The sequence below is a fragment of the Lentzea tibetensis genome (assembly GCF_007845675.1).
Lineage (GTDB): Bacteria > Actinomycetota > Actinomycetes > Mycobacteriales > Pseudonocardiaceae > Lentzea > Lentzea tibetensis.
In genome coordinates this window covers 50,314-75,918 of the sequence record NZ_VOBR01000036.1, presented here as the reverse complement: position 1 = coordinate 75,918, position 25,605 = coordinate 50,314, and the positions used below count along the sequence as shown (strand labels likewise).

General features: G+C 67.4%; 20 protein-coding genes. 15 read left to right on the top strand and 5 right to left on the bottom strand.

The window, feature by feature from the left end; all coding sequences use genetic code 11:
• Positions 1-97 precede the first annotated feature (97 nt).
• Positions 98-598 carry a hypothetical protein gene (locus FKR81_RS37545; RefSeq protein WP_146359080.1) on the bottom strand — a complete coding sequence of 167 codons (501 nt, stop codon included), beginning with the start codon at positions 596-598 and terminating at the stop codon, positions 98-100.
• 612 nt (positions 599-1,210) lie between these two features.
• Between FKR81_RS37545 and FKR81_RS37540 the strand changes: the two genes are divergently transcribed.
• The 4 genes from FKR81_RS37540 (at position 1,211) to FKR81_RS37525 (ending at position 8,999) form a co-directional block, all read left to right on the top strand.
• On the top strand, positions 1,211-2,797 hold the full coding sequence (locus tag FKR81_RS37540) for a helix-turn-helix domain-containing protein (RefSeq protein WP_146359078.1): 1,587 nt from the start codon (positions 1,211-1,213) through the stop codon (positions 2,795-2,797).
• 60 nt (positions 2,798-2,857) lie between these two features.
• Positions 2,858-3,802 carry an FAD-dependent oxidoreductase gene (locus FKR81_RS37535; RefSeq protein ID WP_146359076.1) on the top strand — a complete coding sequence of 315 codons (945 nt, stop codon included), beginning with the start codon at positions 2,858-2,860 and terminating at the stop codon, positions 3,800-3,802.
• A 1,501-nt stretch (positions 3,803-5,303) separates the two neighbouring features.
• Positions 5,304-5,750, top strand: a complete 447-nt coding sequence (locus tag FKR81_RS44050; RefSeq protein WP_186763401.1) for an HD domain-containing protein — start codon at positions 5,304-5,306, stop codon at positions 5,748-5,750.
• A 930-nt stretch (positions 5,751-6,680) separates the two neighbouring features.
• Positions 6,681-8,999 carry a helix-turn-helix transcriptional regulator gene (locus FKR81_RS37525; RefSeq protein ID WP_146359072.1) on the top strand — a complete coding sequence of 773 codons (2,319 nt, stop codon included), beginning with the start codon at positions 6,681-6,683 and terminating at the stop codon, positions 8,997-8,999.
• A gap of 66 nt (positions 9,000-9,065) precedes the next feature.
• Here the strand turns inward: FKR81_RS37525 and FKR81_RS37520 are convergent, their stop codons facing one another.
• Both FKR81_RS37520 and FKR81_RS37515 read right to left on the bottom strand, forming a co-directional pair.
• Complete coding sequence (locus FKR81_RS37520) at positions 9,066-9,389, bottom strand: hypothetical protein (protein WP_186763400.1); 324 nt, start codon at positions 9,387-9,389, stop codon at positions 9,066-9,068.
• A gap of 80 nt (positions 9,390-9,469) precedes the next feature.
• The gene (locus tag FKR81_RS37515; RefSeq protein ID WP_186763399.1) at positions 9,470-10,675 is read right to left on the bottom strand and encodes a cytochrome P450 family protein; all 1,206 of its coding nucleotides are present in this window, start codon (positions 10,673-10,675) and stop codon (positions 9,470-9,472) included.
• A 415-nt stretch (positions 10,676-11,090) separates the two neighbouring features.
• On the opposite strand from FKR81_RS37515, the gene FKR81_RS37510 reads away from it, so the two are divergent.
• Positions 11,091-13,520, top strand: a complete 2,430-nt coding sequence (locus tag FKR81_RS37510) for a LuxR C-terminal-related transcriptional regulator (RefSeq protein ID WP_146359067.1) — start codon at positions 11,091-11,093, stop codon at positions 13,518-13,520.
• Positions 13,521-13,849: 329 nt separating this feature from the next.
• Here the strand turns inward: FKR81_RS37510 and FKR81_RS37505 are convergent, their stop codons facing one another.
• Entirely contained in the window at positions 13,850-14,074 is a 225-nt protein-coding gene (locus FKR81_RS37505) for a hypothetical protein (RefSeq protein WP_146359065.1), read from the bottom strand.
• Positions 14,075-15,094: 1,020 nt separating this feature from the next.
• Between FKR81_RS37505 and FKR81_RS37500 the strand changes: the two genes are divergently transcribed.
• From FKR81_RS37500 to FKR81_RS37460, 9 genes are all read left to right on the top strand, one after another.
• A complete protein-coding gene (locus FKR81_RS37500) occupies positions 15,095-15,922 on the top strand; it encodes a hypothetical protein (protein ID WP_146359063.1) in 828 nt (275 codons plus the stop codon).
• Between the two features lie 204 nt (positions 15,923-16,126).
• Positions 16,127-16,390: a hypothetical protein gene (locus FKR81_RS37495; protein WP_146359061.1), complete on the top strand. Its 264-nt coding sequence runs from the start codon at positions 16,127-16,129 to the stop codon at positions 16,388-16,390.
• Between the two features lie 111 nt (positions 16,391-16,501).
• On the top strand, positions 16,502-17,569 hold the full coding sequence (locus FKR81_RS37490) for a DUF3558 domain-containing protein (RefSeq protein WP_146359059.1): 1,068 nt from the start codon (positions 16,502-16,504) through the stop codon (positions 17,567-17,569).
• A complete protein-coding gene (locus FKR81_RS37485) occupies positions 17,566-18,294 on the top strand; it encodes a hypothetical protein (RefSeq protein WP_146359057.1) in 729 nt (242 codons plus the stop codon). Before FKR81_RS37490 ends, FKR81_RS37485 begins: the two co-directional genes overlap by 4 nt.
• A gap of 24 nt (positions 18,295-18,318) precedes the next feature.
• Entirely contained in the window at positions 18,319-18,939 is a 621-nt protein-coding gene (locus FKR81_RS37480) for a hypothetical protein (protein WP_146359055.1), read from the top strand.
• On the top strand, positions 18,936-20,021 hold the full coding sequence (locus tag FKR81_RS37475) for a hypothetical protein (RefSeq protein ID WP_146359054.1): 1,086 nt from the start codon (positions 18,936-18,938) through the stop codon (positions 20,019-20,021). The genes FKR81_RS37480 and FKR81_RS37475 overlap by 4 nt, the downstream gene beginning before the upstream one ends.
• A gap of 648 nt (positions 20,022-20,669) precedes the next feature.
• Positions 20,670-21,227: a hypothetical protein gene (locus FKR81_RS37470; RefSeq protein ID WP_146359052.1), complete on the top strand. Its 558-nt coding sequence runs from the start codon at positions 20,670-20,672 to the stop codon at positions 21,225-21,227.
• A 506-nt stretch (positions 21,228-21,733) separates the two neighbouring features.
• Positions 21,734-22,135 (top strand): hypothetical protein, encoded by a 402-nt coding sequence (locus tag FKR81_RS37465; protein WP_146359050.1) that lies wholly within the window; start codon positions 21,734-21,736, stop codon positions 22,133-22,135.
• A gap of 707 nt (positions 22,136-22,842) precedes the next feature.
• Positions 22,843-23,961, top strand: coding sequence for a diguanylate cyclase (locus FKR81_RS37460; RefSeq protein WP_235922139.1), 1,119 nt, complete (start codon positions 22,843-22,845; stop codon positions 23,959-23,961).
• A 1-nt stretch (position 23,962) separates the two neighbouring features.
• Here the strand turns inward: FKR81_RS37460 and FKR81_RS37455 are convergent, their stop codons facing one another.
• On the bottom strand, positions 23,963-24,604 hold the full coding sequence (locus FKR81_RS37455; RefSeq protein WP_235922137.1) for a prepilin peptidase: 642 nt from the start codon (positions 24,602-24,604) through the stop codon (positions 23,963-23,965).
• A gap of 425 nt (positions 24,605-25,029) precedes the next feature.
• Here FKR81_RS37455 and FKR81_RS37450 point away from each other — a divergent pair, with 425 nt between their 5' ends.
• The gene (locus FKR81_RS37450) at positions 25,030-25,467 is read left to right on the top strand and encodes a hypothetical protein (RefSeq protein WP_235922136.1); all 438 of its coding nucleotides are present in this window, start codon (positions 25,030-25,032) and stop codon (positions 25,465-25,467) included.
• The last annotated feature ends 138 nt before the right edge of the window (positions 25,468-25,605 follow it).

Below are 25,605 nucleotides of genomic sequence, written 5' to 3'. Positions count from 1 at the left end.
GCGACCACGACGATTTGCCATCCTGAAATACTCAGCAGGGCCAACGAGGCACCAGGCACATCGTCGCGCGCCAAGAGCAAGCTACCAAGCGTGATCATCACCCAGCACCACCATGGTGGCTACCGGAGTCGGCTCGCCGGGCCACGGCGATGACCGCAGACCACGGAGGAAGCGCGCGGCGTGGCAGAGGTGGCTCCACCCACCGCCACTCACCATGGTCATGGTGCGTGTCGAACGAGGCAGGGATGACCACCTGACCTCCCCGCGGTACCAGTTGCACCCGCGCACGACGCAGCTCAGCCGCAAGGTTCGGACGCGACGCCCTCGCCGGTGTAGTCAAGAACGTCAGCCATTGGCCGCCCGGTGCGGCTACCAACGGGCTCCACAGCATCGCCACGCAAAGCTGTGCGCGCACGGCTTCGGCAAGATGCGACGGCATGGTCACTGCGTCGAATTCCCGCCCGGCAGGCACTACCAGCCGCCGGCGGCCGACATCGACCGAGACCGGCCATCCGAGCGACTCCTCGTACCGTGCCTTCATGTCGGACAGCTCACGCAGAAAGTCGAGTTGGGTCTGCATGGTCGAGGTGGTGTTCATAGTCGGCCTCCTGCCAAGAAAGTTGATGTAGCAGCGATCCGTGCGGTGGTCTCGCCGCCGACAGCTGAGCCGGATACCGGACTCGAGTCCGTTGTGGAGAGACGACAACTCGACAGCCGCACGTCCGGCGAACTTCTCCCACTGCTGCCGCCCAGCTCCTCCGAAACAGCAAGGCGATCAACGCACATCACAACGGCCCACTCCCCCTTAATGTCCGGGCGGGACACCAATGCGGGGACGCGGCTTCCTTGTCGGTGATTCGACCGGAGGAGCGTCGCGGTCTCCCTCCGCGCTGGCTGTGAAAGCCAGATGCCGTGGCCACGATGCCGGGCCAGGGTAGCCAGAACACTTTGGGCATGGACTGTCGCTTCCAATACGATCCGATCTGCGGGCGGCACCCGGACGCCGGGCTGGGGGTAACCGCCGAGCAGCACTGCTGCTTTGGGTGCTCAGCGTGCTGGTCGGTAGGGACATTTCCAGCGCCTGGGTGCCTGGTAACCACCTTGGCCTCGGTGTGGCCAAGGTGGAACGAACTGGTGTCGGCCTGGTGTAGTACTCATGGCGTTACGCTGAGTTCTGGCCTTGCCTCCGAGAGGAATCAAGGGGTACCTAATGATCGCGGTCGAGTGTTGGACTGGAGCCAAGACCAAGGCATTGCGTCTCGCAATGCGCGAAACCGTGCGAGGCTTTGCCGAGCACCTGGGCGTTGGCACCAAGACCGTGTCCAAGTGGGAGCAGCGGGGTGACACCATCACGTTGCTGCCGGAGACCCAAGAGATACTCGATACGGCGCTGCGACGTGCCTCCAACGAGGTACAGGAGCGATTCGTAGGGTCGATCAGCGCGCGCTCCGAGGCCACCGACGTTCCCAGTGACCATGTAGACAGCGCAATTGCCGGCCTGCCGCCAGAAACAGTCCTCGTGCCGGTACAGGTCAACGGGCAGGAGGTATGGGTGGCGATTCAGCGACGAACGTTGTTGCAAGCAGGCGCCGGAACCATCATGACTGGTTTCGCGTTACCGAATGGTGAACTCGGACTGCAATCGGGTCCGCCTCGGCCAGCTGACGCGGCAGCGAACCTGCCATGGTCACGTGACGGCATGCTGCATGTCATCGACGACTGGGCAACCTCCGGCTCAGCCGACCACCGCACGGTCACCGTGGTGTCAGGGAACGATCTCCGCGCGGCGACAACGAACTATTGGAACCACGAGCCCAGCCAACCGCCACTGCCGTCCTCCATGGCAGCCAGCAGTGGCGGCCACGAACTGGTGGAACAGATCGAACACGGCATCCCGATCCTCCAACGACTGGATGACGCCAAGGGCGGCGGCGCTCATCTGGCCTACGTCGGCGCGTACTTCCGTTCCGTGGCAGCACTCCTGCGCCAAGGCGGCCACGCTGATCACGTCGAGCGTCGCCTATTCGCGGCGCTGGCCGACATCGGCCAGCTCGCGGGATGGATGGCATTCGATGCTGGACAGCACGGCCTGGCGCAGCGGTACTTCTTCACGACGTTGCGCGCCGCCAAACAAGCCGAGTATCGGTCGATGGCAGCCCATGTTTTCGCCGACCTGGCCTTCCAGGCGGCCAGCCGCGCACAGCCGACCGACGCCATCGGACTAGGAGAAGCAGCGGTCCGCGTGGCGGCAGGACAGCCCGCAACCCTGCGGGCATCCGTAGCTACACGACTGGCGTATGGCTACGCCGTGGCCGGGCGGCTCCACGACTTCGAGCGTTTCTACCAGTCCGGTTTGGAGGCATTGACCGACAAGGGCGAAGACGAACCGGCGTGGATGTACTTCCTGACCCCCAATCACCTGGACACCCAAGCGGGGTATGCCCTGGTGCACGCAGGAGTGCTGGGTCAGGACGGCGGCGACCACCACACAGCCAGAGCCCTTCTTGAGCGCGGCGAGCAACTCCTCGACACTGGCGCTCACAACTATCCGCTCGACGACGCGTCACAACGTCGAGCGCTGTTCGAGGGAGCCTGGCTGGCGGTGGCCGCCGCCAGTCGGGGCGACCTCGCGCACGCGGTGGTGCATGGACAGCAAGCAGTCGCCCGCACCGTCAGGGTGCAGTCACCGCGCAGCATGGAAGTACTCGGCAAACTGGCCGGCAGGTTGCGGTGGCGGGCCCAGGACCGACACGTCGGCAGTTTCCTGCCCGAGCTGGAGGCCGCGCTGAGCCAGTAGCATGACCTCTCCCACAGCGCGACGAGCACAGTCACCAGCTCCGCCACTAAGGTCGCCTGCATGGACGTGCTTGTCCTTGGAGCTGGCGTGGTCGGCCTCACGACAGCAGTGACCTTGGTTGAGGCCGGACACTCCGTGCGCGTGCAGGCGGCCGATCCACCAGAAGCCACAACATCAGCAGCCGCTGGCGCGCTCTGGGGGCCGTGGCTGGTCGAGCCCCGCGATCGGGTGCACTCATGGGCAGCACACACGTTGCACGTGTTGACCGAACTGGCCGAGACACCGGGAACCGGGGTGCGGCTCGCAAGCGGGAACGATGTCTCGCCTGTCGAACACCAATCACCGCATTGGTTCAGCCTGCTGCCGGACGTCCGACCGTCGATGGTGAACGAACGGCCAGCGGGCTACGCCCACGGCGTGCACTACACCGCGCCGCTCGTCAACATGCCGAGGCACCTCGCGTACCTCGTTGATCGCCTCCAACGTTCCGATGTCGACATCGAGATCACTGCGGTCGAGTCGCTCGACGAGGCCCGCTCGGCGGCGCCAATTGTCGTCAACTGCACGGGCTTGGGCGCCGGGAAACTCGCAGACGACGACCAGGTGTTCCCGATCCGCGGTCAGCAACTGGTGGTGAGCAACCCCGGCATCGCAGAGTTCCTGGAAGTCGACACGGGCGAATCGCCCGACCTGATCGCCATCTATCCACACGGCGACCATGTTGTACTTGGCGGCACTGCCGAGCGCGGCTCATGGAATCGCGCGCCGGACCCGACCACGGCCGAGACCATCCTGGCGCGGTGCGCAGCGGTCCAGCCATTGCTGCGAGATGCCGCTGTTCTGGAGCACCGGGTTGGCCTTCGCCCAACTCGGCCGGAGATCCGGCTCGAGGAACAGTTCAACGGGACCGGGAGAATCATTCACAACTACGGACATGGCGGCGCTGGAGTGAGTGTGGCGTGGGGGTGCGCGGCGACGGTGAGTGACATGGTGAGTCGACAGTAACGTGCGCCAACGGAGCAGGTTGATGCTGATCACCCGTGGATCTGTCGTGGCGCGGCCTACAATAAGTCGACATTCGGGATCCGACGACGTACGGATCGGCTCATCGACCCAGACGAGGAAGCGCTGTGCGCTGAGCAGGCCCTGTAGCAGAGCTCGCCAATCAGCGCAGCGGGTCACGAACGATTGTTTGTAAGAAAGTCGATTTCATCGACACCGCGCGCCAACAAGGAATGCACAGCTTGGCATTCTGGTCGCAGACGATTCGACCGAGAGCGGCACTACGCCCGCAGGCTGCAGCCAGAGACATCGGTACGTCGACGGGGAGCACCCAGGCATGCACTCGGCCATCCCATCCCGAACGCCACCAATGCCACTCCACGCCAATAGTTCCTAGCCCGCCTGGGGGCAGCAGGTTCGCAGGGTGTTCGGGGCCACCTGCGAACCCGTCGCAGTTCTTGAGACGCCGACCGACAGCATGGCGAGTGACCATACGAGACGCCGCCAGCCGACCGACGGCCGACCTAGCAGTCGGTTAGCAGGTAGTGAACGCCGAGTGCACGGAACACCCCTGCCTCCACGATGACCGTGGGGAGCGGGCCGACTCCGTGCGGGTGTCCGTCGGCCCGCTCCCCTCTGAATAGTCGAGGACGGCATGTGGGGAGGAGATGTCGTCCTCGACCGTGGACGCGTCAAAGGCGACACCACCATCCGCATCCCACCACTGGTGGCGCCATGCCCCTTCGACGCGTTGCATAGTCGTCTCCCCCCTTGTGAATCGGACTTGTGCGGTGCTGGTCGCCAGCTTGGCCAGCGCACCGGCTACGGGAAATGAACTGATGTCGCCCCGGCGTGGAACTGGTGTGGTACTACGGTTCGCTGCAGCGTTCGCAACCGGGGGATCGGGGTGCACAGTGGCGACTGGGGGTTCTGGACTGGTGCTGAAACCAAGGCGCTCCGCCAGGCAATGCGCCTGAGTGTGCGGAACTTCGCTGCGCACCTCGGAGTCGACGCTCGCACCGTGACCAAATGGGAAAACCAAGGTGCCAGCATCGAGCTGCTGCCGGTGACGCAAGAAATTATGGACACAACGTTGGCGAGATCCTCCGACGAGGTGAAAGCCCGCTTCAACCAGCTCACGGCGGAGAGTCGAGATGAGTCAGCCGCGAACATCTCGCCGATCGTGCGCGGCCACGATCCGATTCGGCGGTCCATGTCGTCGAGGTCCCAGCACGCCCCGACACCCCGAAACGAGAGTCCCGGCGAATCGCGGCGTACAGCTCCACCCTCGACATCGACGGCACGAGCGGCTCCTCGACACAGCGAAGCAACCATGCTCCCATCGCAGGCAACCCTGACGTCAACAATCGTGAACATCGACCCAAGCGATCAAGCCCCGCCGTCCACCTCATCAACCACCGCCGTCGTACAAGGCGAACAAACTCATGAATCAGAGTGCCCGCGAGCGACTTGGACAAGTCGCCTTCCTCGCCAGGAGTACCGCATGAGCCCGAGTTCACAGGACGCCGCGATCGTCCGGTACGCCTACGAAGCCGGATACCTCAAGCGGACACCGCGAGCAGGCTGGCAACTCGCCAGCGTCCCACATCTAGAATCGGTGGCCGAGCATTCGTTCCGGGTCGGCATCGTCGCCTACATCATCGCTGTTCATGAAAGCGCGAACCCCGACAGGGCCGCCGCGCTCAGCCTGTTCCACGACATGCCCGAGACGCGCATCGGCGACATCCCGTCGGTCGGCAAGCGGTATGTGTCCACCAGCGACCCGCGCCAGGTCGCCCACGACCAGGCCGAGGGCCTTCCTGACGCTCTCGCGCGGCACATCACCGCCTTGGTCGACGAGCACGAGTCCGCGAAGCGACCCGACGCGTCACCGGAAGCCCGGTGCAGCCGGGACGCCGACAAACCTCGAGTGCCTGCTGCAGGCTCGTGAGTACGAGGCGGCGGGCAACACCCCGGTGCAACCCATGGATCACGACCATGGTTGAGGCCATCTCCACCGAGACGGGAAAGCGACTGGCCGCAGCGGCGCAGGAAGTGCCGCCCAGGGTGTGGTGGGACCAATTCGCCAAGTCCTACAGCCTGCCCAAGGCCCCAGGCACCGCTGATCAACAATCGTCGGTTCCGTGTAGGACGTCCACGGCAGAGGCCACGGGGAGGGACTATCCGCAGATGCCGGTCGAGCGCGATGATCAGCCACGTCGACCTGCACCAGCCCGACGTCCGTGAGCACGGTCTTCGAGCGAGATCAAGCCGGAGGCGGGAATCTGGCAGGACGTCACCAACGCGGAGTACCGGTCGTGGATCGGGCAGACCATCTCGAACCGCGACAGGCAGGTGGCGAGGAGATCCTGGCGACGTTCCGTCAGGCTGACACCCTGCTGGCAACGCTGAACTAACACTCCTGGTACGGAGCGCGGCGAGCCCGGCGACACTTGCCTCAGGCCCCGCTGGATCGCCGCGCTTCGCCACTGAGACACATGTGACGAGCCCTCCCGTGCCCGCGGTTCAGAGGTATCCCCTTTCCACACGCGTGCGCCCGGTTCCTCGCTTCAGCTGCTATGGGTGCCGGGCTCCAGACGTGAACTACGCAAGGTGGCTTAGCATTCACCCTTAACGTCTTCCCTGGTCAGACACCCCCTCGTATGGCCTCGTACGAGCTGCCTGGCGGCCGCGATTCGCCTGTTCGGGCTACGAAATTCTGCCCATTTAGCCTGCATTAGTCGGCACTTCGATGAGGCGGGCTGATCAGTGATCGTCTGGTGACTAGCGTCGTTGGAGTGAAGAGTCAGCGGGGGGCTGGCTGGGCCCCAACTCGCGCAACTCGGCATTCTTCTGATCTGAATGTCGTTGCGTCACCGACATGGCCGAGCGGCAGCGGGTGAGCGAGGAACGGACAGGCAACGTGCCGCTCGCGTTGAGCTCGTTCGTCGGCCGCACGTCGCTGCTGGCCGAGCTGCGAGAGCGGTTGACCGCGGCGCGGCTGATCACGCTGACCGGGGTGGGCGGCGCGGGCAAGACACGGCTTGCGCTGGAGCTGGCCCGACAGCAGGCCGCGGCCTACGACGACGGGGTGTGGCTGGCCGAGCTCGCGCCGGTCGACGACCCGGAAATGCTGGTGCAGACCGTGCTCAGCGCGGTGGGCGTCCCCGACCAGTCGACCCGGCAGCCGCTGTCGACCCTGGTGGAGTACGTGCGGCACAAGCAGATGCTGCTCGTGCTGGACAACTGCGAGCACGTGGTTGGCCCGGCCGGTCGGCTGGTGGCCACGCTGCTGCGCGCGGCGCCCGGCCTGACGATCGTGGCCACCAGCCGCACCCTGCTCGAGGTCTCCGGCGAGACGGTTGTGCCGGTTCCGCCCATGACGGTGCCCGCGTCCGTGGACGAACCGATGCCGACCGCCCCAGGCCAGGAGTACGAGTCGGTGGCGTTGTTCGCCGCCCGCGCCGAGTCCCGCGCGCCCCGTTGGCAGATCACCCCGGCGAATTGGCCCCAGATCGTGCGGATCCTGCAACGGCTCGACGGGATCCCGCTGGCCATCGAGCTGACCACGGTGCGGCTGCGCAGCATGTCACTCGACGAGCTCGCGCAGCGCATGGACGACGCCCTGGATCCGGGCCACCTGATGAAGCTGCTCACCCGCAACGACACCACCGTGTTGCCGCACCACGAGACGCTGCACGCGGTGATCACCTGGAGCCACGACCTGTGCACGCCGACGGAGCGGGTGCTGTGGTCGCGGGCCTCGGTGTTCGCCGGCACCTTCACCCTGGCGGCTGCGGAAGCGGTGTGCGCCGGGGACGAGCTGGCGGTCGGGGACATGGTGGATGCGCTGGACGGTCTGGTCACCAGCTCGGTGGTGGAGACCACCGCGTCGCGCGGGCGGTACTGGCTGCTGGAGCCGATGCGCCAGTACGGGGCAATGCGCAGCGCCGAACGTGGCGAGCAGGCGCTGATGCGGCAGCGGCACCGCGACTACTACCGCGACGTCGCCGCCCGTGCCGTCGCGACCTGCTACGGGCCCGACGAGATCGACATCTTGCACGAGATTGGGCGGGACATGCCCAACTACCGGTCGGTGATGTCGGCGTACCTGGCCGAGCCCGACCGGGCCCAGACCGGTCTGCAGGTGGCGATCTCGCTGGCCCGGAGCCGCTACTTCTTCTTCGCCGGCACGATGCCGGAGGGAATCCGCTGGCTGGAGCGCATCCTGGAGGCGACCCCGGACGCGGACCCGCTGATGCGGGCCGGCGCGCGGGCGATGGACGTGTGGATCGACCTGTGCACCGGCACGGATCACGAACACGCCTGGTCCCGGCTCGAGGAGGCGGCCGCGCTGGTCGCCGGCCTCGGTGTGGACTTCCCGCCGGTGACGCAGGTCCAGGGCGTCTACTGGATCTGGGTGCATAGCGATCCCAGCGGCATCACGGTCCTGCGTGACGCCCACGCGCAGTTCCGCGAGCTCGGGCCGGACTTCCACCAAGACGGCACCATGGCGCTGATTCTGATGACGATCGGTGCGGTGCTGCTCGGCGACGAGCAGCAGGCCCGCGAGACTGCGGCGGTGACCCTGCGGGAGACGCAGCGCGAGCAGTCGCCGTGGCCGATGACCTGGGCCATGTGGTGCCAGGGCATCGCGGACGTGCGGTTCGGCGATCCCGAACGCGCGGTGCAAACCTTGCTCGCGACGCTGCGCACCCAGCGGGAGCTCGGCGACCGCTGGGGTCCGATCTGGTCGATCGAGGTGCTCGCCTGGGCACATGCCCGGTTGGGTGACGCCCGCCGGGCCGCCGTGCTGCTGGGCGCGGCATCCGCCCTGCACACGCTCACCGCGGTGCGGGTGTCCCAGCTCGTCCCCTTCGCCGCCTACCGGCAGGTGGCCGAGCAGGAAGCGCAGCAGGCACTGGGCGCGGCCGACTACAAGGCCGCGGTGGCCGTGGGTGCCCGGATCCAGAGCTACGACGAGGCCGTGGCACTGGTCGAGCAGCAGTCCGCCGCACTGACCTCCACCCAGCTCATCGTCGCCCAGCTGGTCGCCACCGGCTTGAGCAACAAGGACATCGCCGAGAAACTGGTGATCTCCCTGCGCACGGTCGAGTCGCACGTGTCGGCGATCCTGCGCAGGCTCGGCGCGACCAACCGCCGCGAGATCATGATCTGGGTCGCCCAGCACCTGGCCTGAGCGCCCGATCCTCGACCGTACTCAAAGGTGGACGTTGCTGTTGAGCTATGCGAGGCGGTGCCGCACCTAGCCAGCCGACTCCGAGTCGCCGCTGCCAGCGTTCTCGTTCGCCAGCAACTTGGCGTTCTCGGCGTTGACAAGCAACTCGTTGATCAGATCCCACATCCCGGCGACCGCGGAGAGCCTCGGGTTGTTCGCCGACTCCAGCCCGTCGGCCTTGGCCTGTTCGAGCAGGGCGTAGACGTACCGGAACAGCGCAGCGCGCGCCTCGCACTGAGCGGTGAGGTCATCACCGCTCATCCGCGCGAGCGCGGCCTTGTCGTGCGGTGCGAACCCGACGCAGAGCTCGGCGGCGATCCGCCGGTGATGCGGTGTCCCGATGCCGTCCACACCAGGCATCGTGCCAGGGCGCCCCACTATCGTCTCGCCCCTGGCGGACATCCCGCCGTGGAAGCCCTCGCCGAGGGTGTTCACGATTCCCAGACGACGTGCACATACTCGTAGCCGCTCATGATCGCGGACGGGCGACGGGCCGGTGCCTCGTTAGTGACCAGGCGCGCGTGCGGGAACCGCTGCACGAGCTGACGCAGGACGATCTGGGTTTCCACCCGCGCGAGGTGCGCGCCGAGGCAGAAGTGGATCCCGTGCCCGAAGGTGACGTGTGGCGATTCGTCGCGGGTCAGCAAGAACTCGTCGGGCTGGTCCACTGTGGCCGGGCAGCGGCTGGGCGCGCCGAGGTTGACCACCAGCAGCGACCCTTCGGGCACGGTGCGGCCACCGATCTCGAGATCCTCGCGGGCGATGCGGTGCGGTGTGTTGCGCACCGGCGGATCCCACCTCAGCGTCTCCTCGATCGCCTTGTCCACCAGACCGGTGTCGGCGGCGACCGCGCCCCACAGATCACGGCGCAACAGCTCGTACACCACGTTGCCGATGAGGTTGGTCGTACTCTCGTGGCCGGCGGTGACCAGCAGCACCGACATCGCCAGCAGCTCGTCGGCACTGAGCGTGTCGCCGTCCGCGCTAGCCACGACCAGCGCGGACAGCAGTCGGTCGTCGGGGTTCTCCCGCTTGGCGGGCAGCAGCTGGTGTTGGAAGTAGGCGCCGATCGCGCGGCTGGCCGGCAGCGTGAGCTCACGGTCCTCGGTCATCAGATCCTCGGTCCACTCGCGCAGGGCGGGCCAGTCCCGTTCGGGAATGCCAAGCAGCTCGCAGATCACCTGCAGCGGCAGCGGCACCGCCAGCGCCGTGATCAGGTCGACCGGGACGCCGGTGGGCAGCGTGTCGATCAGGTCGCGGGTGAGTCGCTCGATGTGCGGCCGCAGTTGCTGCACGCGCCGCGTGCCGAAGGTGAGCCCGGCCAGTTTACGCAGCCGCCGGTGCTGCGGATCGTCGCTGAACAGCATGGACTGGCCGAACATCACGGACACGCCCGGCGGGAGACCGAGCGCCTCCAGTTGCCGGACCTGCTCGGCGTTGATGCTGCCGCTGTCCTTGGATAGCCGGTCGTCGCTCAGGACCTGGCGGGCCTGCTCCAAGCCGGCGGTGACGACGGTCAGTTCGATCCCGTTGGGCATTCGTGCCTGGTGCACCGGGCACGCCGCACGTGCCTCGTCCTCGGCGTGGTGGTGCTCACTGCCGCGCAGCTCGCCACCGATGAGGTGCTGGGTGGACATGGACAGCATGAGGCCCCGTTCTTGGCTCTGGTGTCGGTCGCGCGAACGCGGTGAGCGCTGATGATGCGACTGTGCTGGGTGAGCACTGCGGGCCGCATCCGTGTTTCCACGGATCTGCCCTTCCACCACGGAGGTGGCACTGGACGGTGAAGGTCGTCAGCACTTCCTGTATCACCCCGAAAGGCACGGCAACCAGCCGTTTGCGCTGCTGTTGCGTGTGTGCACCGGCGGTTCGGCGGCGAGATCCGTGGTCACACGGACGCCTTCGTGCACGGACATCGGGACAATCTGCCGATCGTCCCATTAGGACGCAGTGGTGCGAGGGCCTGGGGGACCCGTGCGGGCGAAACGCCTGCTGGGAGGCCAGCGCACCACCGATCACAGATGCTTCAACGCACGTTGGCAGGGGGGAACGATGACAGGAAGAAACTCGTCCTCAAGCGAGGACCAGCCAGAGGGCACGCAGGCGGATCGTCCGCTGTGCCCGGAGAGCGGTGGCGCACCGGCCGAGGTGACCAGCTTCATCGGGAGATCTCGGCTCTTGCGGGACGCCAAGGATCTGCACGGCACCGCACGGATGATCACCCTCATCGGCACGGGTGGGGTGGGTAAGACACGGCTGCTGTATCGGCTCGCGCACGAGCTGCGCACCGAGTCATCGGCGTCGCAGTTCGAGCACGGTGTCGTCGTGGTCAAGCTCAGCGAAGTCAGGAGCGGTGACCGGCTCGCGTCGACGATCGCTGAAGCGCTGGGCGTTCTGGACAACTCCACGGCGCCGATGCGCGATCGACTGATCGAGCGTGTGCGGCATGCGCGGCTGCTGCTCCTGCTCGACAACTGCGAGCACCTGGTCGACGCGGAACCAGCCGAGGGTCCCCTGCCGAGCCTGCTCCGGGACGTGCTCGCCGAAGCACCTGGGGTTCGGGTCATCGCGACCAGTCGCGCCAGGTTGGGCGTGCCCGGTGAACACCTGCTCACCGTGCCGCCGCTGTGCGCCGGTGTCACCGAAACCTGCGACAGCAACGACGACGAGCCGCACGAAGCGGTGCGGCTGCTGGGCGACCGAGCCACGGCCGCGGGCGCGCCGATCGACCTGTGCGATCCGAAGGCCGCCGAGTTGTGCCGGCTGCTCGACGGCATTCCGCTAGCCATTGAGCTCGCCGCGGCCAAGCTCGACGTGCTCACCCTGACCGAACTCGTCGAGCAGCACCACGTGCGGCACAACCTGTTGCGGCTGCTCGTCGACGGCCCATCCGAGCAGCGGCACCACCGCACCCTGCACGGCACCCTGGACTGGAGTTACCGGTTGCTCACCAGCACTGAGCAGCTGACCTGGTCGGTGATCTCGGTGTTCGAGGGCGGGTTCGACCTCGATGCCGCCCGCACCATCTGTGCACGGCACGAGATCGCGCCCGATGATGTCTTCGACCTGCTCACTCGCCTGGTCCGCACATCGCTGCTGGAGGTCGAGAAGCTCAACGGCCGTACCCGCTATCGCATGCTGGAGATCATCCGGCAGTACGGGCATGAACTGCTCGCCAAGGCCGGCACCGAACACACCGCTCGTCAGGCCCACGCCGACTACTACGCCGCGCTTGTCGAGCAAGGCGCCCAGCAATGGCTCGGCCCCGACGAGGTCGTGTGGATCAGGCGGATGCGCACCGAACTCGCGAACCTGCGTGCTGCCCAAGAGCACTTCGTTGCGACGGAGCAGCGCGAGCGCGGTCTGGAATTGGCGGTCAACGCGACGCGGACCCGGTTCCACTACCACGCCGGTCTGATCAACGAAGCGCACCGCATGCTCGCCCTCGGCATGGACGATCCCGCCAGCTCGATCGGGCCCCTGCAGGTCGCCGCGCTGGCGCTGCGGGCCTGGATCGCGCTGACCCAAGGGCACGCCGAAGTGGCCACGCCGCTGCTCGCCCGCGCGGAGAACGGCGCGCGGGCCCTTGGCTGCCACGACACCAACGGCCTCGTGCTGTTCGCCTCCGGCACCCGACTGCTGATGGCCGAACCCGACCCACGGCGCGCGAGCGAGTGCCTGTCGCTGTTCGCGCGCGCGGAAGGCGCCTTCCGCGCCGCGGGCCAGCACGGCGACGCGCACATGACGACGCTGTTCGCGGCGTTCGCCACCGCGTTCCTGGGCGATGCGGACACCGCGCTCGCCGCGTCCGCACGCGCGTTGGACTCCGCGAACACCGCCGGTGCGCAGTGGTGCATCTCGTGGGCACTATGGGCCAGCGGACTCACACAGCTGCTCCACGGCGACCTCACCGAAGCACTGCGCCTGGCTCACCAGGCACTTCGGATCCAGCACGAGATGGACGACAACTGGGGCCTCGCCTGGACCTCGTGGCTGCTCGCCCTGATCGCCGCCAACCGCGGCGAGCACCGGCTCGCGGGCACGTTGTTCGGCGTGGCGAACCGAATGCAGGCCGCCGCGCACGCCACCGTGCACGGCCTGCAGGCGTTCCGACGTGTGCAGGAGCAGATCCAGTTCGTGTGCCGCGGTGAGATCGGGGACAACGAGTTCGAGACCGCGATCGCCGAGGGCGAAGCCCTGTGCACGCCCGACGCCCTGGCCCTCGCACACAGCCTCACGCTGCCGCGCCAGCGCACGACAACGGCACACACCCGGCCGCCAGGAGATCTCTCCGACCGGGAGTACCAGGTCGCCGAGTTGATCGCAGCGGGCAAGTCCAACCAGGAGATCGCCACGATCCTGCGGATCTCGGCCCGCACGGTCGAGACGCACGTGACCAACATCCACAAGAGGCTCAAGCTCAATTCCCGCGTGCACGTCGCCACCTGGGTACGCGAGCAGCACCGCACGACCGTCGGCTAGCCCGCAGCAGACGTCAGCTTCGGGTAGCCGACCGAGCTCGTGACGAACCGAGGACACGAACCCGACAAGCGACGGTCTCCCGGCGCGGGGTCGCCATCGCCCATGTTCGTTCGACGAGGTGCTCAGCCGCAGGCCCTGCCCTGCCCTGCCCTGCCCTGCCCTGCCCTGCCCTGCCCTGCCCTGGGAGCCAACGGGCTTCGCCGTCATCCCCACGGGTCCAGTGTGACGCGCGACTCGCAGGCTGTTCGTGATGACGCTGGCTGGTAACACGGTTCGGCCGGATCGACGGCGAGCCGGGCGGGCGGGCGGGGATCGCGCGGTGAGTTCGGTCAGCGCGATCTCGGCTTCGATGCGACCGAGTCGCGCGCCCAGGCGGTGGTGCGCGCCGCGGCCGAAGGACATCCGGCTTGGGCCGCGCGGTGCAGGTCCAGCCGTTCGGCCAGCGTGGGCAGTCGTGTGACACGGACCGACGCCTGTTCACACGGCGCGTCACCGACGGCGAGCGCGGTGTCCCAGTCATGGTCGCTGAACAGCTGACTTGTCGACGCTGGCACGCAGTTTCCTCGAGGCCGTTGCGGCGTGCCGCGGTGTGGAGCCGTTCTGCGCACGTTCCGGTTTCAACCACGTCAGAATCGCTGCGGCTCCCTCCCCCGCATCTTTCGCGAATCCCCGTAGTCGTCGACGGCCAGCCCACTACGGGGTTTCCCGTAGAGCCCGTACTCACCCCTTGGCTCGACACGACATAGCCGGGCACGCTCCAGAGAGGTGATTAGCGCAGATAGATACCGCTAGGACCGACAATTGACACCACTCACGTTTGCATCCGAATGGACCTCGACAGGGCATGCGACATTTCGCAATAGGTACGGAATACCCCGTTCCGAGCAGCGGAGGCCCCTAGTGATAGGCGCGTTCACCCAGCTGATACGGGGTCGCCTGTTTGCAGCTACGGGGTATCCCGCATTTCACCGTCACCCGAGAAATAGGTAGCTCAAACCATTCGTTCTAAGTTGACATCACCGTCGTTTGCCTTATGGTTGCTGTCGTCGGCCCGGGATCGGAGGGTCTCGTGCCGGAATCAAACCCCTGAGCCTCTGGCTTTGCTGGGCCAATTCCTGAAATGTCGACCAAGGCCGCGGGACTCGCGAGGTTTGGCAACGACGAGCACGAGAAAGGCAGCGGAATGAGCGTTCGCACGGCCCGTCGACGGCCCCAGTCCATGCGGACGGGCCGGCGGCGCTCGTGTCCCGACCACGACCGCCGCCGACCCGTGTGTCATGGCCTCGTGCCCGCAACCGGGTGAGCACGAGGTACGGCTGGACGGCCGGGCCTGGGAGGGATCAGGTCGTCCAGCCTCCGGCCGGCACGTCCACTGCTGGCCTTGTGCAGGAGACGCCGACCGGCGTGCCGTGCGCTGACGACCGTGCTCCCCCTAGAGCACACCGGCACACCGGTCGGCCTCCCGACATCCTCGGGGGAGGACATGCATGTCACCGCATCACCCGACCTGGCGTCACACGAGGACTGGGCCGGAGCTCCGACTCGGGGCGCACACCGACCCGCTACCGGAACCGATGGCGCGGTGGATACGCGACCAGGGCGACGTCGGCCTGAGCGTGGACGCGGCCGCAGACCTGCTCAGGCTGGAAGGCCTGCTGCGCGCGGTCGCCGCGGACGTGCGCCGCAGACTCATGCCCGCCGAAACCGCGATCGCGGCACAGCGGACCCGTCTCGCCGCCGCGTCCACCCGAGGACGGCTGCCCGGCCGCCGAGAACGCCGGGCGGCGACCGCGGCGCTGGACACCGCCATCACGCGGCAGGCCGAGCTGGCGATCCTGCTCGACGAGACCGTGACGCTGCAGCACGTGCTCCGCGACTTCGTGATCGGCCTCGACCCGCCTTCCGGGGTACTGCGCGCGGCCGCCGAGGGCTGGGCGCGATCGCCCGAGGTCCCCGCGAGCGTGGTGGTGCTCGGCCCGGAGGACAACTTCCTGGCGACCGACACGCGGCGCGGCCGCGGTGATCGCGGTATCTCGGTCGTCGACGGGGACGTCTACGGCGAGCGGTGGCGTCGCGACGGCGACGACGACTCGCCGTGGGCGGAGCCGACGGACCGAGACGGGCCGTGGCGGCTCGGTTTCATCCCGCGCACCGGCGAGATCTACTCATCCCGGCGGTGTGGCTACCTCACGCAGGAAGTCTGGTTGCTCGGAAGGGACTTCGAACCTCAGCAGGCGCACGAGTTGCTGACCCGGATCGAGCCGCGAATGCGGGAACCGAACTCGTTGATCTTGGCAGCCGGGGTTGTACACGCCGCTCGGACGCCGAGTGGCAACCGGCAGTGCGCGGCGCCGCGCAGTTCGGTGGCGACCATGACGCCCAGGGCGAGAGATACCGGGTGACCACCGTCATCTCGATCACCGCTGCCACGTCAACCAGGTCGTTCCCGATCCAGTCGGGCAACTAGCCCGGCCACAGTCGTCAGTCCCTAAGGGACTGACTCTCCCAGGGCCGCACCGTCTGCCCGCAACCCCAGGCGGACTGCCATGGGCGGCGCTGCCCGTCCGGGAATCTCAGTTTCCGTTACATGACAAGGAGAACGAACGTTGAACGCTCCCAAGATCTTCACTCGCTTGCTCGCCGGCGCCACCGTCGCTGGCGCGATCACGCTGACCGTGATCTCCGGTTCCGCGGCCGCGCAGATCCACTCGCGGTCCGAGACGCCGGCATCACAGACTCAGCGACACAGCACCGGCGACACCGTCGACGGGGTCATCGTCGGCCACAGCACCGGGACTGACTCCACCGTCCAGTCGCACGCCCAGGCGAGCGGACGCGACTTCGCCACCTGGTGCTGGAACTGGACCTGATCAAACGGTCAGCCCGCCGTCATGCGGCGGGCTGACACCGCCATCCACTTCTCTTTTCCTTACCTACCAAGCAGATCCCGTTCGGGTTGGGGGCTCACGAACATGAACCGAGTGTGGACAACCGGGCTACTGGCCGCAGCCGTGTTTCTCGCGGCCTGCACGCCGGATCCCTCGCCACCGCAAGACACGGGCGGCGAGCAGCAGGGCAAGCCGCAGATCGAGCAGGCCATCCCGCAGGAGATGCGCAAGGACGCGGAGGCGTTCGCGAAGTTCCGGCAGATCGACGCCTGCGCGTTGCACTCGGTCGAGGCCGCCACCGAGGTGACCGGGGACAAGGGCGACGCGATCATGCCCGATGACAGCGGGTTCCACGAGTGCGCCCTCGAGTTGCACAAGTCGGAGTTCGAGTCGACTTGGAACCTGCGGATCGAGGTGGGCGCCAAGTTCGACGCGCGCGACCGGCACGAGGCGAAGCCGGAGAACATCGGTGGTATCGACGTCTTCACCCGCGAGCTGGACACGGGCAGTTGCTCGGCGTGGTGGCCGCTGGACACCGATCAACCCGCCGAACAGCAGAAGTTCGCGATCGAGTTGTCCACCTCGAAGCCCAGTGGTGACGCGGCGGGCGGCAAGACACCGTGCGATGTGGTAAAGCAGTACCTCGCCAAGGTCGGGTCGATCTGGAAGGAACTGCCCAAGCGCGGCGGTGGCAAGACGAGCCCGGAGTTCAAGCTCGCGACCGTCGACCCGTGTGGTGCGGCGGCCGCGGTGCTCGACGCGCTCGGCCCGCAGGCCCGTCTCGACCCGGTCAACCCGTCGAGCTGCACCGCCATCGGCGCCGCGGCGCCCGCCGCGGACGGCAAGAACAAAAGCGCTGGTGGCGGCCGCAACGAGGTCCGTGTGACCTTCGGCATCAAGGACGATCCGTCCAGCCTGGTCCGCGCGGGCGTGCAGGGCGCGAGCGAGACCACTGTGGACGGCCGCACGGTCGTGCTCAGCCAAGGCCGCCACAACTCGTGCGCCGCCTACGCGATATGGGATCCGGACACCACGGTCGTGGTGGACCACTCCGACGAGGAAGCCTCGACCGCGACGCAGCAGATCCGCATCGACACCCTGGACTGCGAGCAGGCCAAGACCGCCATGCAGAAGGTGCTGGCCAAGGTGGGCAAGCCGTGACCCGCCCACGCACGGCGCGCATGTTCGCGCTCACCACGGGAGCGGTGACCGCCGCGATGCTGGCCGCCGGGTGCACGACCACGATCAGCGGGCACCCCAACCGCGAAAGCGGGGCCCCGGCATCCGGCGGTCAGACCGCGACGGGCGGCGGCGACTGCGCACGCAGCGCCACGCCGCAGAACTGCGTGGCATGGCAGAACACCACACCCGCCACCGGATCGGCCCTGTTCGACAAGGCCAAGCAGGATCCGGTGACCGCGACCCAGATGCTGTGCTCGGCGCTGCCCGCCGAGGCGTGGGACCGCTACCTGCAGCCCGGCAACTACCGGATCGTCGAGGACGGCACCTCGTGCTCGGTGTGGTCAGGCGACGACCAGGTCGCGGTCAAGATCGGCCTCGATCCCGGCTACTCGCTGACGGAGTACCTGCAGCTGTTCCGCTCCAAACCGGACGTCGCACGCGACGTGTCGGAACTGACGATCGCCGGCAAGCGCGTGATGCGGGTCGCCGCCACCTACGACGCCGACGGCAAGGGCAATGACCGCGACGAGCTCAGCATCGCCCCGACCACGGACCCCGCCGCGAAGGGCGTGCTGCAGGTACACCTGGTGCTCCGGCCCCCGCGCGGCAGCTCGAAGGCCACACCGGTCGACCGCACCCGCATCGACGGCATCCGCGACGCCGTGGTCGGCGACCTGCTCAAAGTTCTTTTCCCGCAACGGTAATTCCGCACGAGACCAGGGGGTTTCATGAACATCACCCAACGCGTTGCGGCGGCGTTGACGCTCGCCGCCACCACCACACTGCTCGCGAACGCCACGATGCCCACCACCGCTACCGCGTCCGGGCAGGAGGGCAAGCGGATCGTGCTCGGCGATCTGGACCCGAAGATCGACGCCAAGTCGGTGGGCGCGCCGTTCGACCCGTGCGAGCTGGGCTGGTCGGCGTTTCCCGCCGAGGTCCGGCCGGAGAAGGACACCAAGCCGCGGCTGCGCGCTCCCAAGGAGGGAGACCCGTTCAGCACCGCGTGCCGCTACGACAACGGAGCAAAGGCCTCCGCGCAGATCAGCCCCAACGCCGGACAGGCGACGGTCGGCAAGAACTTCATCGTGCTGATCGTGTGGGCCAAGCCAGGCCTGATGAAAACCGCGCAGGCCGAACAGCCCGGCTCGACGCCGCAACAGTTCGGGAACAAGGCCGGGCTGATCAAACCCGGCACGAACAAGACCAGCAAGGAACCGACCTGCACCGGGATCATCCCGCTCAGCAACGGTGTCGCCGGAATCAACATCACCAACGGCAGGTTCCCCACCGACACGTGCGCGATCGTCAAGACGCTGGGTGAGGCGATCGCCGGGAAGACCTCGTGAACACCACGGCGCGGATCGTGTCGCTCACCGGCCGTGTCCAGACTGTGGGCGGCGGGCAGGCACCGCCGGAAACCGATCCGGAGAAGACCCTGCCGCTGCCACCGATCACGCCCATGGTGTTGCTACGCCACGCGGTGCTGATGCGCGCCGCAGACTGGTGGCGCGGCGGGCTGATCACGAAAGCCTTGCTCGTCATGGCCCTCGTGGTGCTGCTGGCGGTGCTGCTCCGCGACCACGGCCGGGCGAGCGGCAACGTAGCGCCGACCGGAACACTGGGCTCGGCCGCGAGCAGCACACCGGTCAGCACCGAGAACTCGCCACCAGGAACCGGGGCGGGTGCAGCTGTTGCGGCGCAGGAGGATCCGCACGCGATCGCCCCGCGATCGCTGTCCACGGCGGAGCGCGGCGCGCTGCCCCGCGCGACGGTCGGCGCCGCCCTCGACCACGTGCCGACCGATCCGGCGCCGACGACAGATCCAGGCCGCACCACGTTGCACCCGACCAGCGACCTCGCGGTGTACGCCGAACCGGGCGGTGCCCCGGTCGCGGTGCTGCCGCCGCTGCAGATGCTGGCGCCGACCTGGGTTCCGGTGGTGGACCGGCGTCCTGGCTGGGCGCTGGTGCTGCTGCCGTCCCGGCCACACCCCGGCGGTGCGGCCGCGGCGGGCTGGGTCTACCTCACGCCGTCGGTGCGACTAGTCGACACCGACCGCCGGGTCGAACTGGACACCGCCACCGGCACGGTCACTGTTCTGGCTGAGCTCGGCCGTGCGGACACCCGCGTCGCCTCGACGCTGCGCGCGGTGCCGAGGTCGTTCGGGAACCGGAGCTTCGTCGCGATCGGTGCAGCCCAACACGGCACACCCCAGTCGGGTGGGCTGTGGTTCCTGCGGGCGATCTGGCCGTTCGCTCCCTCCACACAGCGCCTGTGCACCGGCCCGGTCGGCGGGATCGCCGTCCCCGGCCTGCCCACCGAGTCACCGCTGGGACAGCTCGACGTGAGCGGATGCGTCGCCACTCCCCCGGCCCTGCGTGAGGCACTCGCGCAGATCCCGACTGGCACGCCGGTGCTTCTGCGCTGAACCGCGCCCCCGTGAACACGGGTAGCTGGGTTCGTGCCGCCCCTGCCGGGGGCGACCGGCCGAACCCAGCGCCCGCCCCCACCCGCGACGACAAGCAGAAGGGAGGCTCGTGATGATCAACGACGGCGACCAGACACGCCCGGCCCAGGACGCACGCCAGCAGGTGACGCCCGGCCCGACATCCCCCTCGGGTGAGCGGCCGGCACACCCCCAGCCGCCGACGGATGCGCGCCGCACGCCAGTCCTGACCGCGCAAGGCGTGCTGGTCGCCGTCGCCGTACTCGCCGCACCGATCAGGTCGACCATCGTGGCCATCAGGCCCACCAGCAGCGCCCCGCAAACGGCCGATCCCGTCAGTCCGCAGTGGATAGACGCGCACACGGTGCGCCGATCATGGCCAGGCGACCGGCGAGCGCCGAGGTCACGACCACGCCGCCAGGCGCCAACTCCACCGAGCAACCTCCCGTCGGCCTCTTTCTCGCTGACCAGGACGACATCCACCACATCGACGACGCCACGACCTACGCCGAAGCCCCAGCTGCAAGTAGGCCACTCGGTCACCGGCCGACCGTGCGGGTCCGAAACCGGCCCCCGGCACGACGACACCCGCGCTTGCTGGCGCGATGAGCTCAGGACAGGAGGACGACGGTGATCCACACCAAACCGGTCACCGACGAGTACACGGCACGGGCCGACCGACTCGCCCGCGCAATCCGGATCAGCCCACGGTTCCTCGACACCCTCACCTGGTGGTGCGGCTTTCCGCTGCGCCGGGTGCCCCGCCAGCCCGACGTCGTGCACGCGGTCACCGAGGACGAAGGCCTGCTGCTCAACCTGCCGATGGGCTGGGAGGTGCTGCGCCGCGACGGGTACCTCGTGCCCGCGCTCGGCGAACCCGAACCGCTCGCGGCGATCACCTCGCTGCTCTACCTGCCCCGGCTGTGCCTGACCAGCGGGCAACTCGCCGAGCTGCACGCGGGCCACGTCACCGTCGGCGTCCTCACCGACGCACCCCGTGCCACGCACTACGTCGCGTACCTCGGCACCACACCCGGCGACGGGGTTCCAGCGCTGCGCTCACGAGCGACCCTCTCCCCCGGCGGACAACCCGCCGTCCTGGTCGAGGAGATCGTGTTCTGGCACGTGCTCACCGCCCGCGCCCCGCAGTTCCTCCCTCACGCGCGGCCCAGTGCGGCGGCGCGATGACCATGACCACCCTGGCCGTCGCGAACCGCAGGCTGCTTCCCCGCCGCGCGGAAACTCCCGGCACACTACGAAGCCCCGCCGCGCGGAAACTCGACCCGCTCGCCGGCACCGTTGCCCGACGGCCACAGCAGCAGCACCGCATGAGCTTCGGGACGCTGATCGCCCAGGTAGTCACAACGGTCAGCACTGGAATGACTGCCATGTCCCGGCGCGGCTGTGTACACCGCGCCCACGGCCGGCGAGAGGCGAGCGTGCACCGCCTGCTCGGCCTCGTTCCCGTGGCGGTCCTCCTCATCGCGCTGGACGGTCTTGCCTCGTGTGGCACCGCGCCGCATGCACCCCCAAGGGACTCGTCCAGCGGGACCGCCGCGGCAACGAGCCGCACCCCAAAGTCCACGCCGCCAACACCCAACAGTGCGGCCGGATCGCCGGTCCCGCCACGCACCGCCTCCGCCACGCTTGACACACCCTCGACCGTGCCCCCGGCCCCGCCGGCACCGGTCGCGATGGACACGGACTTCCACGATCCGATCGCGGTGGCGCGAGCCTGGATGACCCAGTGGTGCGCAACGGACTACCGACAGCCGCGCAACAACAACGTCGAACGCGCGACGGTGTACGCCACGACAGCAGGCAAGACCTCGGACCTGGCCGCCGGAGACACCACAGCCACATTTCTGAAGGCAATCGAACGAAAACTCGCCCACCGCTGCGACCAGCTGACCGCGGAGACCAGCAGAGAGCTACCAAGCGGCCCGGACAATGTGATCGTGGTGCTGACCGCGCGCCGCACGCTGCTGACCGCAGACCAGCCAGTCCAGTCCGAGCACGTGTCCACCACGCGCGCGGTGCTGCGTCAGCCCGACGGACGGTGGCTGGTCGACCGGCCCCTCGAGGCCATCCGATGAAGCCACCTCCGATCGTCCCGCGCGTGCCGACCGTTCTCACGTTCGCGATGGTGCCGCGCCACCCCAGTCCGGCGGGCGCTGCGCTGATCACACCGCCGGTGACCTGTACACCGCTGTTCCGCCGTGAGCGACGTGGCGGTACCAACCGGTGCCGGGTCTGCAGCGGCGTCGTGTCGCCGGTGAACCACACAACAAAGAACCGCGACCACCATCGATTCCGTGACGTCATCACTCGAATACACGGAGGACTGCCGATACGGGACTGCACGTAGCAGTATCCGATCCGCCGAAATCGCCAGTTCGGTGATTGCATTACTTTGCCGACATACGTTGCCCTTCCCGTCCGGCAGGGTTGTAATTGGTTGTCGCACAAACCCATACGAAACTCAGGAGGGATCGCCACAGTAGTCGTCCCGCAATCGCCCGAAGGGGGAAAGTGATGAATCGCACGCCAATCAGACGTGCCGTTGGAGCTTTGGTTGCCAGGTTCGATCTGACGCTCGGCGTGGTCGTCAGCTCCGCGAACACCCAGATGACAACAGGGCGAGCGAGATTCGACTATCCAGAACTCTCGCCCCAGCTACTTTCACGGCCGCGCGGAATCCATGGCGGATCTCGCAGAGGTGGGCGGACCCGGTTGTCACAGCAGGAAACCGTGGCGTAAAGGGGGCGAAGCGATGACAATCGCGAGGATCGGGAGCGTGCCGATGGGGGAAGAACACGGCGGAGGTGAACCACGTGAGCACACCGGAGTGGATGAGGTTGATCTACCGCGGTGTGGTTCGTGCGCGCAACCTGTGGGGTCCTGGGACACCGATCGCCTGACCGGCTTGCTCGACCGATGGGGATGGGACGACAAGGCCCCCGCTGTGTTCCGTCGAGCGCAGCGACGCTGGGAGGACCTTGCCCTGCTGCTGATCGACCTCGACTGGTTCAAGAAGATCAACGACGAACTCGGCCACCCCGCTGGCGACAGCGTGCTCAAGGAGATCGCTGACGTGCTGCTGCGCAGCACCCGCCGGGAGGATCTAGTCGGCCGACACGGAGGAGACGAGTTCCTCGTCCTGCTTCCCCACACCTCGCTCGCGGAAGCGGTCGGCATCGCCGAGCGAGCACTCGACGGCATCCAGGCCATCCAGATCGGCGTCAGGACGAACACAGGGACCGACGTCGTTCTGAGAGGGCTCACCGCATCGATCGGGCTCGCGGCATACGCTCCGAATCGGAACCACACCCTGATGGACCTGATCCGCGACACCGATGCCGCGCTGCAACGCGCGAAGGCCACCGGCCGTGGACGAATCCATGTCCACGACCCATCCGGATCGGAACAGGTGCAGGCACCTCCGGCTCGAGCGGTGCCGACGCCACGGTGGTCCACAGTGGAGAAGAAGGAAGATCTGCGGACCCTGCTGAATCTCCGCCATCTCGTCAACAGCGACTGGATGCCGGACGTGCTTCAGGCGCTGACCGATGGTCCGAAGCACTACGGTGATCTGCTGGCAGCGATCCGCTCCACTGAGTTGATCAACGGCTGGTCGGGCAGAAACCGCAACGTCCAGAAGAGCGTCCTCAACAGGACCTTGAGGCGCTTGGAGGACAACGGGTTTGTCCTGCGCCACGAGGAACCGGGTGTGTGGCCACGAGCCGTCCGGTACGAACTCGGTCCGGCCGCACAAGAGTGGCTATCGGACGTGCTGCCCGCAGTGTCGAGGTGGTGTCACCGGCATGACGCACTGATCACTCGAGCCCAGCGCCTTCGGCGGCACAACCGTCATCTCGGTTCGATCGAATGCGTGGAACCGCACGACCGGGACGACACGTGAGTCAGGTACCGAAGCTGAGCACAGCGGTAAAAGCGCCCGCGAGCATCGCAGGCCCCAACGGGATGGGGCTTCGGGGCGTTGCCTTGCCCAGGGCCATCAGTAGCGCACCAGCAACGGCACCGTAGAACAGGCCCACAACGATTCCGGCCAGCACCGCCGACCAACTGAGCCAGCCGAGCGCCAACCCGAGCAACCCGGCGAGCTTGACGTCTCCTGCCCCAAGCCCGCCATTCGTGGCAACAGCGAGCACCAGATACACCACGAAGACCACGCCCATGCTCGCCGCAGCGCGCACCATCGCGGCTCCGTTGTCCCGCACGACCGCCGCGAACCCGAACAGTGCGAGCAACAGCAGATAGCCCACCGCAATCAGCCTCGACGGCAAGCGATGCTCAATAACGTCTATCACGGCGAGCAGGACCCCGATGGCCGCCAGGGCACTGTAGGCGGCGAGCTCAGGCCACAACGCCAGGCGCCACGCCAGCAACCCGTGGAGCACTCCCGTAACTGACGCCGTGATCGTTCGAGCCGCGCGGACAGCTTCAGACACCGTCGGCTCGATCACTCGACGGGCTAGCGAATTCAAGCCCGCGCCGACGACGACTCCCAGCGCTGCCCACACCACGATGGCCCACACCGACACGACCCCGTTCCCTTCCCCTTCGTCGCCGCACAGTTGGCACACGTGTTGGATCCAAGTCACCAGCCGACGATCACACGCGGCGCGTCGACCACCGCTGGAGTCCTTCACTCAGCAGGCCGACATCTCCGGACGCTGTTCACCTCAAGCGTGCATCTGTCTCGACAAACACAGCACACATTTCAAGTCGTGTCCTTGTGCACCTTGAAGTGCACCTGGCACCGAGGTGTACACGTAGAGAAGAGCATTGACCAACTAGCTCCAGCTGACTTGGGAGGTGGAGTGTGACACGAGGCAAGCACTGGACGATCTGCAGCAAGGCTGCGACGTTGGCACTCAGCGCAGCGGCCACGGTCGCGTGCGGTCTCGGCACGTCCACTACTCCGCCACCTGGGACGCGTGGAGTAGAGGCAACTGCGACCTCGACGTTGACCTCTCCCGCGTCTCCCGCGGACAAGGCAAAACAGGATGCGCTCGCGGTGTACCAAGGCATGTGGCAGGACTTTGTCGCGGCTGGGACGACCTCGGACTGGCAGTCAGCAAAGCTCGGGCAGCACGCCACCGGTATCGCGCTGACGAACCTGTCACGAGGCCTGTACGCGGATCACGTCAATGGCCTGGTGACCAAGGGCGAGCCAAAGCTGAGCCCGACCGTGTCCTCCGTAGAGCCTGCGGATACTCCCACCAAGATCGTGGTGACCGACTGCGGAGATTCGACCAACTGGTTGAAGTACCGCAAGGACAACGGCCAGCTCGCCGACAACAAGCCCGGCGGTCGTCACCTGATCAACGCCATCGTGCAGAAGCAGACCGACGGATCATGGAAGGTGTCCGACTACGGCGTACACGACGCGGGGACGTGTTGAGCCATGCGACGTTTCGCAGTCATCACAGGGATCACCGCGGTCGGAATACTCGGTGGCGCAGCACCCGCTCTCGCGGACAACGGCTGGGGCAGCACGAACTGTAGCCAAACCCCTTCGCCGGTCTGCGATCTCGGCGCG